Origin of the sequence: Kitasatospora sp. NPDC001527 (genome assembly GCF_040298605.1) — a bacterium.
GTDB lineage: Bacteria > Actinomycetota > Actinomycetes > Streptomycetales > Streptomycetaceae > Kitasatospora.
In genome coordinates this window covers 319,717-332,416 of sequence record NZ_JBEPAM010000004.1, presented here as the reverse complement: position 1 = coordinate 332,416, position 12,700 = coordinate 319,717, and the positions used below count along the sequence as shown (strand labels likewise).

Genomic DNA, 12,700 nt, shown 5'->3' with positions numbered 1-12,700 from the left:
CAAGAACCTCGACCCCACCTGCAACCTCTTCAACCGCACCAAGGCCGCCTGGGACGCCGTCAGCGTCCCCGCCCAGACCGGCGACCCGACCTGCAACGGCGGCCAGACCAACGAGTTCTCGCTCTCGCTGAACCCGTCCGCCGGCCAGGTCCAGCCCGGCTCCTCGGCCACCTCGACGGTCGGCACCCAGGTGACCCAGGGCAGCGCCCAGTCGGTCAACCTGAGCGCCACCGGCGCCCCGAGCGGCGCGAGCGTCAGCTTCAGCCCGTCCTCGGTGCAGACCGGCGCGTCCTCCACGATGACCGTCTCCACCAGCGCGAACACCGCGCCCGGCAGCTACGTGATCACGGTCACCGCGGCCGGCCAGGCCACCCACACCGCGCAGTACACGCTGACGGTCGGCAGCGGCAACCCGGGCGGCAGCGCCCCTGACATCAGCGTCGCCAACGTGCAGGCGCACCTGAGCCAGTTCAACACCATCGCCTCGCAGAACGGCGGCAACCGGCGCACCGGCACCTCCGGGTACAGTCAGTCGCTCGCCTACGTGAAGGCCAAGCTGCAGGCGGCCGGCTACCAGGTCACCGAGCAGACCTGCTCCACCTGCACCTACACCGCCAACAACCTGATCGCCGACTGGCCGGGCGGCCCGTCCGACCAGGTCACCATGTTCGGCGCGCACCTGGACGGCGTCAGCGCCGGCCCGGGCATCAACGACAACGGCTCCGGCTCGGCCGTCCTGCTGGAGAACGCGCTCGTCCTCGCGCAGCAGAACCCGACCCTGACCCGTCACGTCCGCTTCGCCTGGTGGACCGGCGAGGAGCAGGGCCTGCAGGGCTCCAAGCACTACGTGAGCCAGCTGAGCTCCGCCCAGCGCAGCGCCATCAAGGGCTACTACAACTTCGACATGGTCGGCTCGACCAACGCCGGCTACTTCATCAACAACGTCAACTCGACCACCTCGGCGCCGATGAAGGCCTACTGGGACTCGCTGAACCTCCAGCCGGAGGAGAACGTCGAGGGCCAGGGCCGCTCGGACGACGCCTCGTTCCAGTCGGCCGGCATCCCGACCTCGGGCTACGCGGCGGGCGCCAGCGCCACCAAGACCTCGGCGCAGGCCTCGAAGTGGGGCGGCACGGCGGGCCGCGCGTACGACTCCTGCTACCACTCGTCGTGCGACACCACCAGCAACATCAACGCCACCGTGCTGGACCGCAGCGCCGACGGCGTCGCCTACACCCTGTGGAAGACCTCGGTGGGCAGCGGCCCGATCCCGACCAACGACTTCTCGGTCGCGGTCAACCCGGCCACCGGCAACGTCAAGCCGGGCGAGTCCACCACCGCCACGGTGAGCACCCAGACCACCTCCGGCTCCGCCCAGACGGTGAACCTCGCCGTCTCCGGCGCGCCGGCCGGGGTGACCGCCTCGGTCAGCCCCTCCTCGGTGCAGTCCGGCGGCTCCGCGACGCTCTCCGTCGCGGTCGGCTCCTCGGTGCCGAACGGCACGTACAACCTGACCGTCACCGGCACCGGCTCCGTCAGCCACACCAGCAGCTACTCGCTGGTGGTCAGCTCCGACCCGGGCCCCGGTGGCGGCACCTGGACCCCGGGCACCACGTACCAGCAGGGTGACGTCGTCACCTGGAACGGGGTCAGCTACCGGTGCCTCCAGGGCCACACGGCCCAGGTGGGCTGGGAGCCCAACATCGTCCCGGCCCTCTGGCAGGCCATCTGAGCGGACCGGATCGTCTCCGGGTCGGGATAAGGGCGGTGCCGCGGTTCGTCGAGGGGGACGGATCGCGGCACCGCCGCCTGTTCAGCGCCGTTTCCCGGCGGGCGCGGGCGCGGGCTCGGGCGCGGACCCTGCGCCCGCCGCGCGCGCGGAGCGGGCGGCCCGCACCGCCGGCAGCGCGACGAGCAGCGCCACCAGGGCGCAGCCGGCGGCCAGCGTGCCATAGCCGCCGGCCGCCACCACCGGGCCGGAGAGCAGGCCGCCGGTGCAGCCCGCGACCGCCAGCCCCACGTCGGCCAGGCCCTGGGTGGCGGCACCGCGCGCGGGCGGCGCGGCGGCGGTGACCAGGGCCGTTCCGCCGACCAGGCCGAGATTCCAGCCCACGCCGGCCACCAGCAGGGCCACCGCGAGGACCGGCACCGAGTCCGCCGGTGCGAGGCCGGCCAGCAGAGCGGCCGCGCCGAGCGTGACGCCGGAGGCGGCGGCCACCGGGAGCGCTCCCCAGCGGTCCACCAGCAGGCCGCTGAGCGGGGACGGCAGGAACATCGCACCGATGTGCAGCGAGACGACCAGGCCGATCACGCCGGTGCCGTGGCCGTGGGCGGCCAGGTGGACCGGGGTCATGGTCATCAGGGCGACCTTCGGCAGCTGGGCGAGCAGCATGATCCACAGGCCGGTCCCCAGGCCCGGGGCCCGCGAGCGCTCCACCTGGTCCGCCGGGTCCGCCGGGTCGGCCGGGTCGGCCGGTCCCGCGGAATAGGCCGGCTCCGCCGGGCCGGGCGGGGGCGTCGCGGCCCGAACCGACCGGAGCGGATCGGGCCGCAGCAGGGCGCCCAGCACCACGGCCGCCACCGCGTACCCGACGGCGGCGAGTACGAACGGCGCCGCCGTCCGGGGGATGCCCCAGTCCTCGGCCGGCCCGCCGACGAGCGCCACCAGGTTGGGCCCGGCCACCGCGCCGAACGTCGAGGCGAGCAGGACCCGGCTGACGGCCCGGCCGCGCCGCTCCGGTGCGGCCAGGTCGGCGCCCGCGTACCGGGCGAGCAGATTGGTGGCGGTGCCGGCGCCGTAGACCAGCAGCGCGGGCAGCAGCAGGGCCACCTGGTCGGCGGCCACCGCGACCACCACACCGACGCTGCCCAGGGCACCGACCGCGTACCCGAGGCCGAGCCCCGGCCGGCGCCCCCAGGCCTGGCAGAGCCGCCCGATGCCCAGCGCTCCGAGCATCGACCCGCCGGTGAACAGGGCGGTGGGCAGACCGGCCAGCCCGGTCGAGCCGAGCATCTCCTCGGCGATCAGCGAGCCCACCACGACGCCCGCGGTGAGCCCGACGCCGCTCACCAGCTGGGAGACGACCAGCACGGCCAGCACCCGCCGCTGCGCCGGGTGTTCGGGCGGCCGGCCCGGCCCGGCCGCGACCTGCGGGGAGAGCGTCATGCCGCCGCCGTCGGGCGCAGCGCCGAGATCTCCTCCAGCGACATGTCCAGCTCCTCGTGGAGGTAGCGGACGATGGTCCAGTGGGCCGGCGCTCCGTCGTCGAAGGGGCCGAACTCCTGGCAGTAGAACGGGATCCAGCGCAGCGCCTGCTCGGCGGCCAGCTCCCGGCCGGGCTCCTCCTGGTAGGCCTCGTAGGGGATGCCGCGGTGGTGGACGAAGAACCGGCCGGGCAGGCGCTCCTCGCACAGCGCGCGGTACTCGCGGGTCTGCAGGATGAGGTAGTGCCAGATCTCGTCGATGTCCTGCTCGACCGGCAGGAAGAGGCCGGAGAGCTCCTCGCGGTGGCGGGAGACCAGGTAGAGGTAGCGCAGGCACTCGGTGACCTGGCGCTCGGCGTCGGCGGGTGCGGCGCCGGTGCGCGCGATCGTGTACGCCACCACCTCGGCGTGCAGGTCCTCGCCGAGCAGGGCCCTGAGGTCCTCGGCGGTGACGCGGGGCCGGTCGGCGGTCATCGGGTACCTCCGCGGGGGTCCCCGGCGGCCGGGGACGAGGTCGGGGACGAGGACGTGGTCGTGGACGGGGTCGTGGACGGGGTCGGGGCCGTGGCGAGCCAGGCGTACTTGCCCGAGGCGCCGACCGGCAGGTGCGCGTGGTGCTCGGCCCGGCACGGCCGTCCGACCAGCCGTCCGGTCCCGCGGGCCAGGGCGTCCGCCTCGGCCACCGTCAGCGGGGCGCCGTCGAAGGTGGTGCAGCGCAGCACGGCCTCCTCCCCGGGGCCCGTCACGTCCAGCCGGTGGAGGAAGACCCGGGGCGCGACCGCGCCGACCACCTCGTCGAGGTCTCCCTGGGCGACCGGGCCGCCGGGGGTGTCGAGCAGTTCCTTCTCCCGGCCGCAGAACCGGGCGATGCGGCCGGGGTCCGCGCTGCCGTCCAGCGTGCGGACGCAGTCCCCCGAGCGGTAGCGGACCAGCGGCATCCAGGGGTTCCGCACGCTGGTGACGATCAGGCTGTGGATCCCGCTGCCCGGGGCGACGGGGAGGAGTTCGACGCTCATCCCGTCGAGGTACGGCCGGTACCGGCCGCTGCGGTCGCTGTAGTAGAGGTAGCCGAGTTCGGTGCTGCCGAACAGGTCGACGATCGGGCAGTCGAAGTGCTCGCGCAGGTACCGGGCGACGTTCGCGGGGGTGTATTCGTAGGCGTGGACGATGCTGGCCGGCGGCGGGAAGTCCGCCCACAGGCCCCAGGCGCGGGCCTTGCGCACCAGGTGCGCGAGGTGGGAGGAGGAGCAGTCGAGGAGGTACCGGCCGCGCGGGTGCGCCCGGGCGGCCTCCCGGATCTCCGCGAGCATGCGCTCGACGTCGGCCCGCTGCCAGTGGTCGGGGTCGAGGCGGAGGTTGAGGTAGCAGGTGCGCTCGTCCAGCCACCGGTCGCGCGGGGCCGGTTCGGCGGCCGGCTCACCGCCCCGCTTGCGGGCGTTGACCCGTGCCACGTGCTCGGTGGCCAGGACGGTGGTGAGGGAGACCCGCTTGCAGCCCTCCGCCCAGGTGTCGGAGATGTCGGGGTGCTCGCTCCACAGCCGGTAGTAGGAGTTCAGCAGGAAGTACGGCGGTCGGATGATCTGCATGCGGGCGTGGTTGGTGCCGGTGGAGAGCACCATCTCCGCGTCGCCCGCGGCGAGCGCCGCGGCGAGGCCGGGCGTCATCCAGTTGTCCGGGAACCCGCGGGCGATCTCGGGCTTCTCCAGAACGGGGAAGTACCCCCGCTCGATCGAGGCGCGGTAGAGGGGGATGTCCTTGATCCGGTCGACCACGTCGGCGGTCGGCTGGCCGTTCACTGTCACCTCCGGTCGGTGGGGCCCGGGCCGGCCGCTCGGCCGGCCCGGGCCCGTCTCGGCGCTGCCGGTGCGTCGCGCTGGGTCAGGAGATACAGCCGGACTTCGCCACGCTGATGCACCCGGACTTCGCGACGCTGATGCAGCCGTCCTTGGCGCCGCCGGCCGAGTTGACGGCGACCCAGCGCCGCCACTTGTCGTCCTGGGTCATCTTCTTGACGAGCTGTTCCATACGGACCTCCGATGGGTGCCGGTCATCCGGCGGCGCGGATCGACGCCGCCACGGCGACAGTAAAGTGATGGTCAAGGAAGTGTCAATGACGGGTCATCAGACTCGGCCACAGCGCGCCCGATCGGCCATCGGAGGCGATTTCCGGCCGACCCGGGATCCCGGGCGATCCGGCAAAGGTCTAGACCGGATAAATGATCACGGCTCGCGAACTGCGGCTTTCCCTCCAGTAAACGGGGGCCATTCCAGCCACCTAGATTCCCTTGCGTCAGGGCACCGTTGCACTTGAACGGGGGAAGACCGCCGCGCGTGCGCGTCGGCGTGGAAGGAGGCGGACCGAGTGGCACACCAGCCACCCTCAGAACGGTACGGGGAAGCCCTCGACCGGGACATCGCGGCGGAGATTCCCGAGGAGGTCCACCAGTGGCTGCAGCACGACTTCCTCCCCTTGTGCACCACCGACGCGTTCCGAATAGAGGGCGACCCGCGGGTGGACCCGTACGAGGCCGCCACCGAGGGCGTCATCCGCGCCCTCTGCGACTGGGAGAACACCCGCCGCGACCCATCGACCATCATCTACGACACCGTCATGTCCTGGGCCGCCCAGCGCCGCCGCGCCGCGGCCGACGAGCACGCGCCGCTCGCGCTCCAGCGCCTCGCCCCGCTGCTCCGCCACCACCTCGACGACGAGGAGGCCGGCCGCCTCGCCGTCGTCGACGGACTCCAGCCCCGCCGACGGGCCGTCTACCACTGCCAGATCGTCTTCCGGATGAGCCGGGCGGAGGCCGCCGAGGCCACCGGCATGCTCAAGGCCACCGTCGGCACCACCCTGCACTACGCCCGGAAGGCGCTCAGGAGGCAGGAGCCCGATCTCGACCAACTCGAGGACATCATCCAGGAAATCATGCAGGTCAACAGGAAGGACGACTGACATGCCCACGCTCCAGAGCACGAAGGAGACGCACGACAGCGAACCGCCCCCTGCCACCAGGCCGAAGACCGCCCCGCCGCGGGCCTGCACAGCGGTGTCGGACGAGGACTACCAGCGGCTGCGCGACGAGGTCGACCGCCGCCGCAGGCTGCGCCGCAACGGAGAGGAGAACGTCGTGCTGCTCAACCCCGGGTCAACCGGCAGGCCGAGCACGCCCCGGGCCCGCCGGGGGGCCATGGTCATCAAGATCACCTTCGAGAGCACCCGGGCCGACCTGGCCTGGCTCGTCATGGTCGTGCTGGCCGGCGTCCTGGCGATGGTGATCGAGCCGACCAAGTGGACCGCCGGTCTCACCGCCGTCGCGGGCGGCGCCCAGCTCCACCGGATCACCCATCTCAGCACCGGGTGGCGGCGGGGACCGTGACCTGAGCACTTTTCAGGAGCACCACAGGAAAGCTGCCCGCCGACGCGGATTCCGGCCCTGGCCGGCGGACAGCCCCGACAAGCACTCATCAGGAGCACTCGGCATGTTCAACAATGGCACACCACACATTCGAGCGGGCGAACACCAGGAGAAGAGCGGCCCCGCACGGGGAGCCGCACCGCGCCGGTGGCGGATCGGCGCTATCCTGCGCGCCCTCGGCGGCCGGCGGCGGCCCGCGTGCCCCGGCCCCGACCGCCCGCACGGCGCGCCGCCCGGGCCCCGGGACCACCACGGCCCGCACCCGGCCGCGCACGATCACCCCGGCCGCACACGCCACCGGGTCATCACCGCCGTCCAGGCCGCCGCGTTCGCCGTCGGCTGCGCCCTCGGCCTGATCGGGAGCCTCGTCGCCCTGCGGCACGGCAACGGCCTCCAGCTCTTCGCGGCCAGCGCCTTCCTGTTCGGCGCCGCCACCGTCCTGCAGTTCTTCCGGCCGCGCCCCACCGACTGACGAACCGTCATGAACGCCCCCCGGGCCACCCCTACCGCCCACCGGCGGGGCGTCCGCTGACGTAGAGTCGGCGCGGGCCGTCCGTCACCGACCGAGGAGGCACCCGTGACCACCACCGCGAACCCCGGTTCCGCACCCCTCCCCGTCCCCGAACTGCCGCCCGAGGCGGTCGAGGAGTGGCGCACCGAGGAGGCGGAGCTGGTCGAACTGCTGGCCCGCACCCGGCAGCGGCTCGGCGGCGTCGCGGCGTTCCGGATCGGCCCGCGGCCCACCGTCCTGGTCACCGACCCCGAGGCCGTCCAGCACGTCCTCGGCCGGCATCCCGAGCGCTACGTCAAGCGCTCGCACCGCGCCCGGATGCTCGCCGGGGACGGCGTGCTCTCCGCCACCGGCGACGCCTGGAAGAACCAACGGCGCATGCTCCAGGCCCAGTTCACCGGACCGGGGATGCGCCGCTACGAGCAGCGGATCGCCGCCGCGGCCCGCCGCACCGCCGAGCGCTGGGCCGGCCACGCGCGCACCGGGGAACCCGTCGACATCGGCGAGGAGATGCGCCACTTCGCCCTCGACACCATCTGGCGCGCGCTCACCGGCCACCCGCTGGACAGCGCCACCGAACGCGAACTCGACCGCATCCCCGCCGTCGTCGCCGCCCTGCCCCAACTGCCCGACGGCGACCAGGCCCGCGACGCCGTCACCGACGACCTGGCCCGGATCGACGCCGTCGCGCACGCCGCCATCGACGCCGCCCGCCGCCACGAGGACGGCCCCGACGGCCCCGGGGTGCTGCGCGTCCTGCTGGACGCCGCCGCCCGGCACCCCGAGTACACCGACCGGCTGATCCGCGACGAGCTGGTCACCCTGCTCGTCGCCGGCCACGAGACCACCGCCACCACCCTCACCTGGCTCCACCTGCTGCTCGACGCCAACCCCGGCGCCCGCGCCCGGGCCCTCGCGGCCGGTCCCGCGGGCTCGCCCGAACGGCGCGAGGCGGTGCAGGCGCTGGTCCACGAGACGCTGCGGCTCTACCCGTCCGCGTGGATCCTCCCCCGGCACGCGCTCGCCGAGGACACCCTCGCCGGCCACCGCGTCGAGGCCGGCACCGACCTGCTGGTCTGCCCCTACCTCACCCACCGCGACCCGGCCCTGTGGCCCGACCCGGAACGCTTCGACCCCACCCGCTTCGCCCCGGACGGCGCCCGCCCCGCCCACCTCGGCGCCTACTTCCCCTTCGGCCTGGGCGCCCGCGCCTGCCTGGGCACCCAGTTCGCCCTCCGCGAGTCCACCGCCCTGCTCGAACTCCTGCTTCCCGCCCACGAGGTGGATTTCCTGAGCACCCCGACCGGCTCCCTCTACAGCATCACCGTCCGCCCCGACGGCCCCACCCCGGCGGTCCTGAGGGCGGCCTCCACCGGCTGAGCCCGGGGGCACAGAAGCGGGCCGCGCTCAGCCCTGCGCGTTCCGGACGTAGGTCAGCAGGGACCGGGCGGCACGCAGGTGGCCGCCGTACTGTTCGGGGGCGCTCCGGGCCAGCCCCTGGAAGATCCGCACGCCCTCCAGCGCCGCGTCCAGCGCCTCCGGCGTGCCCTCCCGGTCGGCGGCGATCAGGGCGTTCACCAGGATCCCCAGCGCCAGGGCCAGTTCCTCCTGGCCGGCGGACGAGTCGGCCGCGCCCGACGACCGCTGGACGCCGACGCCTTCGCGGGCCGGACGGAGCGCCTCCCGCGGCCGACCCGCCTCGGTCAGGTAGCAGGCGAGGGCGGTGAGGGCCCGCGCGTACCCGGCGCGGTGGGCCGCGGGCTCGGCCGGGGCCAGGTCCCCGCGCACGGCGACGCTGCGCCAGGCCGGGGCCACGGCCTCCCCGGACCGTCCCATCTGCATCAGCATGGAGGCGAGGTGGGTGAGCGACATCGCGTATCCGGGTCCGTGCGCGACCGCGTTCTCCTTCACCAGCCGGCTCCGGAGGTCGACGGACTCCCGGGCCAGGTCGAGCGCCCTCTCCCACCGTCCCACCTCCACCAGCCGCGCCGACAGGTTGTTCAGCGCCATCGCGAGCTCCGGCGTGTGGACGGCGGGGTCCTCCCGCGCCAGCTCCCGCAGGAGGTCCGCGGACTCCTGCGCCGGGTCCACGGCCTCCCGGGGCAGGTCCGCCCTCGCCAGGGAGATTCCGAGACTGTTGAGGGCGTTGGCGAGGTTGTGCCGGTGCACGGCGGAGTTGCGGTCGGCGAGCCGTCGGAAGACCTCCACCGTTTCCCGGGTTCGCGCCACGGCGTCCTGCGGCTCGCCGACCCACCACAGCAGCTCCCCGAGGTTGCCGAGCGCGACGCCCAGTTCGGCGGCGTGGGCGTCGGGGTCCAGCGCCACGAGCCCGCGGCCGAGCGCCACGGCCTCCTCCAGCGGGGCGACGGCCTCGTGGCGCCGGCCGGTCCTGGAGAGCTGGGAGCCGAGCCGGCCCAGATCCACGGCGAGGCCGGCGGTGTGGGCGACGGGATCGGCCTCGGCGAGCCGTCGGGAGATCTCGACGGCCTCCCGGGCCCGGGTCAGGGCCTCCTCCCGCTCCCCCGCGCGCCACAGGGTCTCGCTGAGGTCGATCAGCGCGTCGTTGAGGTCCGGCTCGAAGGCGGCCGGATTCGTCTCGGCCAGGGGCCGGTAGGTGTCCACTCCCTCCCGGGCCGGAGCCACGGCCTCCTCGCGCCGGCCCGCCCTGGTCAGGAGGACACCGAGCCGGGTGACGATCCTGGCGTGGTCGGGCGCGTACCGGGTCGGTTCGGCCTCGGCGAGCCGCCGCTGGATCGCCTCGGCCTCCCGAGCCGCTTCCAGCGCCTCCCGGTTCCGCCCGGCCCTGGGGAGGATGTCGGCCAGGCTGCCCAGTGCGAAGGCCAGGCCGCCGGCCCGGGCGTGCGGGTCGGCTTCGGCGAGCGGCCGGTGCAGCGCCACCGCTTCCCGGGCCGTGGCCAGGGCCTCCGCGACCAGGCCCCTCCCGGAGAGGCGGTCGCCGAGGACGCACAGGGCCGCGGACAGCGCGGCCCCGACGTCGGCGTCGGCGGGGTCGGCGGCCGCCGAGTCGCGGAACAGGGTGACGGCCTCCCGGGCCGCCGCCAGGGCCTCGTCGGCCCGTCCCGCCTTGGGCAGCAGGCCCGCCAGGCAGACCAGGGCACCGGCGAGGCCCACCCCGAAGGTGTCCGGGTCGGCCTCCACCAGGCAGCGCCAGGCGGGCAGGGCGTCCTCGACGGCGGTGAGCGCCTGGGCGTCCAGCCCCGCGTTGACCAGCCGTTGGACCAGCCCCTGCCGGACCACCGCGTGCGCGAGGGGGTCCTGGGTGTGGGCGAGGCGGTGGTGGGCCAGCCGGTAGGCGAGCACCGCGGCGCCGGAGTCGAGGTCGGTGTGCCGGCCGGCGGGCAGCTGGGCCTCGATCGCCTCCAGCACCTCGCGGGGCAGCTCGGGCAGGTCCGCCAGCGCGGCGAGCGCGGTCCCGCCCGCGTGCAGCGCCAGGGCCGGCCGGGCGCTCAGCAGCGGGGCGAGCTGGCCGGCCATCAGATGCGGCCAGCGGGCCGCGGCCGCCGACAGCATCGTCAGGGCGGTCCGGGTCCAGGCCCGCTCCTGCTCCGACTCGCCGCCGCCGAGCAGCCGGGCGGGCACCCCGGTCAACGTGTCGTCGGGGGCGAAGACGTCCTTGAGCGGGTGATCCGGGACCGACAGGGCGAGGAAGTCCTCGGCCAGGCGGTCCGGGTACAGCGGTTCGAGGAAGGTGGTCGCGGCGGCCCGGCCGTCGGTGCCCGGCCGGGTCTCCGCCGCCTCCGGGTACGCGACGGCGTGATCGCGGAGCAACCGGTCCGGCGGATACGGTGCGCCGCCGGCGCGCGCCGCCCGGGTGACCGCGTCCAGGGCGTGATCACGGGTCTGACGCCCGATCAGCGTCGCGACGTAGACGCCCCGGCCCATCTCGTGCTCGTCGGCACGGGTCCGGCCGTGATCGTGGAGGTTCCGCCAGTAGGCGCGCTCACGGGTCAGCAGGTGGGCGGAGACCTCCTCGGGGCTGCCCAGCTCGGGCGGCGCGAACCCGTCCTGCCGGCTCCGGTACACCGCGTCGACCGAGGCCAGGGCCGCCATGTGCACGGCCAGTGCCTCGCGGAAGCCCTGGTGCTCCCCCAGGGACCGGGGCGGCGCCGGCTCGTCGGCGCCGGTGATCCGCAGGGCTTCGGCGAAGCGGCGGCACGCGGCCGTGAACAGCGCCAGGGGGCTGTGGGACGCCCCGCCGGCCCCGCCGGCCCCACCGCCCCCGTCCGCCCCGTCCGCCCCGTTGGCCAGTGGGCCGAGCTCCAGGCGGTCGGTGTCGACGTTCATCCGCTCCAGGTCGTTGCCGGACAGCATCTGCCACCACACCCCGGCCGCCCGGGCGACCAGCAGCACCCTGGTGCGGTGCGGCTGCCGGGTCGCGTCCGCGCACAGCTCCAGCAGGTCGGCCGCCGGCCAGCGGTCGGCGTAGTCGACGACCAGCAGCGTTCCGGCGTGGTCCGGGACCGGCTCGGTGCCGGGGCCGCCGGAACCACGGAGCGGCCCCGGCGCCGGGTCGCTCGCGTGCCGGGCCTGGAGCACCCGCCAGCCGAGCTTCCGGGTCCGCCGGGCGAACTCGGTCGCCAGGCGCGTCTTTCCCTGGCCACCGACCCCGTGCAGCAGGAGGGCCGACACCGGCTCCTCGTTGTCGCGCCAGGCCGCCAGCCGGGCCAGCTCGGAATGCCGCCCGGTGAAGTCCACCACCTCGAAGCGGGAGTGGAGCAGTCGGGACGGCCGCTCGCGGGCCTTCCTGACCGTCAGCACCTCGCGGTCGAGCGGGAACGCGTCCAGCTTGTAGAGCGGGCGTTCGTTGCGGACGGTGACGTTGACGTTCCCGGTGACGTTGTTGATGTTGACCACCGAGCCGTGGACGACGGAGTTCGCCACCCACTGGGCGCCCCGCCGCAACCGCTTCGGGTCGCTCACGCCTCGATCTCCACGTCACCGGCCGCGCCGTCGACGTCCACGACCGAACCGTTGACCCTGGAACGCCGGACGAACTGCCCTCCGGTGGCCGGTGGGGCCTCCGGCGCCGCACCCGGCTGCGGCAGCGGCGAGGCGGCCGGTCCGCTGCCGATCGTCACCTTGACGTTGCCCCCCGCGCCGGTCACCCGGGTGACCCCGCCACCGACGCTGCTGTCCACGACGGACTGCCGGGACCCGCCGCGTCGGTCCTCACCGTCGACGAAGGACTTGCCCCAGAGCGCCGCCAGCGCGGCCACCGCGGCTCCCGCCCCCACCCCCAGGGTCACCCTCGCCCCGACGTCGCGCACACCCCAGAACGGCCCGACGACCGCCGCGAAGAACCACGTCGTGGCGGCGAAGGCCAGGACCGCGACCAGCCCTGCCACCCACCATCTCCACCCCTGTCCCATCCGGCCCTCCCCTGTTCCGTGAGACCACATGGTGTTTCACGCCAACGCACCCCGGCGGGTTCCCACTTATCCCGTACTCGCCCGATCAGCGTCAACCTGATCCCGACCAGGGTTCGGGGCCGTCCGGAGCGGGAAAAGCGGTGGCCGGGTTCTCGGCGTGGGGGCTACGCTCCCGGCCA

General features: G+C 74.6%; 11 protein-coding genes. 5 read left to right on the top strand and 6 right to left on the bottom strand.

All coding sequences use genetic code 11. From position 1 onward, the window contains the following. Nucleotides 1-1,732 (top strand): M28 family peptidase (locus ABT238_RS06665; protein WP_350755798.1); only part of this gene is annotated, 1,732 nt, incomplete at its 5' end. A gap of 81 nt (nucleotides 1,733-1,813) precedes the next feature. Here the strand turns inward: ABT238_RS06665 and ABT238_RS06660 are convergent. The 4 genes from ABT238_RS06660 to ABT238_RS06645 form a co-directional block, all read right to left on the bottom strand. Beyond that, nucleotides 1,814-3,166 carry an MFS transporter gene (locus ABT238_RS06660; protein ID WP_350755796.1) on the bottom strand — a complete coding sequence of 451 codons (1,353 nt, stop codon included), beginning with the start codon at nucleotides 3,164-3,166 and terminating at the stop codon, nucleotides 1,814-1,816. Continuing rightward, a complete protein-coding gene (locus ABT238_RS06655; protein WP_350570761.1) occupies nucleotides 3,163-3,678 on the bottom strand; it encodes a glycine-rich domain-containing protein in 516 nt (171 codons plus the stop codon). The genes ABT238_RS06660 and ABT238_RS06655 overlap by 4 nt, the downstream gene beginning before the upstream one ends. Further along, nucleotides 3,675-5,000 (bottom strand): phenylacetate--CoA ligase family protein, encoded by a 1,326-nt coding sequence (locus tag ABT238_RS06650; RefSeq protein WP_350570760.1) that lies wholly within the window; start codon nucleotides 4,998-5,000, stop codon nucleotides 3,675-3,677. The genes ABT238_RS06655 and ABT238_RS06650 overlap by 4 nt, the downstream gene beginning before the upstream one ends. A gap of 82 nt (nucleotides 5,001-5,082) precedes the next feature. Beyond that, entirely contained in the window at nucleotides 5,083-5,229 is a 147-nt protein-coding gene (locus ABT238_RS06645; RefSeq protein WP_350570759.1) for a hypothetical protein, read from the bottom strand. A 337-nt stretch (nucleotides 5,230-5,566) separates the two neighbouring features. Between ABT238_RS06645 and ABT238_RS06640 the strand changes: the two genes are divergently transcribed. From ABT238_RS06640 to ABT238_RS06625, 4 genes are all read left to right on the top strand, one after another. Further along, entirely contained in the window at nucleotides 5,567-6,157 is a 591-nt protein-coding gene (locus ABT238_RS06640; protein ID WP_350570757.1) for an RNA polymerase sigma factor, read from the top strand. A 1-nt stretch (nucleotide 6,158) separates the two neighbouring features. Further along, entirely contained in the window at nucleotides 6,159-6,581 is a 423-nt protein-coding gene (locus tag ABT238_RS06635) for a hypothetical protein (protein WP_350570756.1), read from the top strand. A gap of 103 nt (nucleotides 6,582-6,684) precedes the next feature. Beyond that, the gene (locus ABT238_RS06630) at nucleotides 6,685-7,092 is read left to right on the top strand and encodes a hypothetical protein (RefSeq protein ID WP_350755794.1); all 408 of its coding nucleotides are present in this window, start codon (nucleotides 6,685-6,687) and stop codon (nucleotides 7,090-7,092) included. Between the two features lie 105 nt (nucleotides 7,093-7,197). After that, the gene (locus ABT238_RS06625; RefSeq protein ID WP_350755792.1) at nucleotides 7,198-8,511 is read left to right on the top strand and encodes a cytochrome P450; all 1,314 of its coding nucleotides are present in this window, start codon (nucleotides 7,198-7,200) and stop codon (nucleotides 8,509-8,511) included. 27 nt (nucleotides 8,512-8,538) lie between these two features. On the opposite strand, the gene ABT238_RS06620 is transcribed toward ABT238_RS06625, so the two are convergent. Together ABT238_RS06620 and ABT238_RS06615 are read right to left on the bottom strand one after the other, a co-directional pair. Continuing rightward, nucleotides 8,539-12,072, bottom strand: coding sequence for a tetratricopeptide repeat protein (locus ABT238_RS06620; protein WP_350755790.1), 3,534 nt, complete (start codon nucleotides 12,070-12,072; stop codon nucleotides 8,539-8,541). Next, nucleotides 12,069-12,497, bottom strand: coding sequence for a hypothetical protein (locus tag ABT238_RS06615; RefSeq protein WP_350755788.1), 429 nt, complete (start codon nucleotides 12,495-12,497; stop codon nucleotides 12,069-12,071). Before ABT238_RS06615 ends, ABT238_RS06620 begins: the two co-directional genes overlap by 4 nt. Nucleotides 12,498-12,700 lie beyond the last annotated feature (203 nt).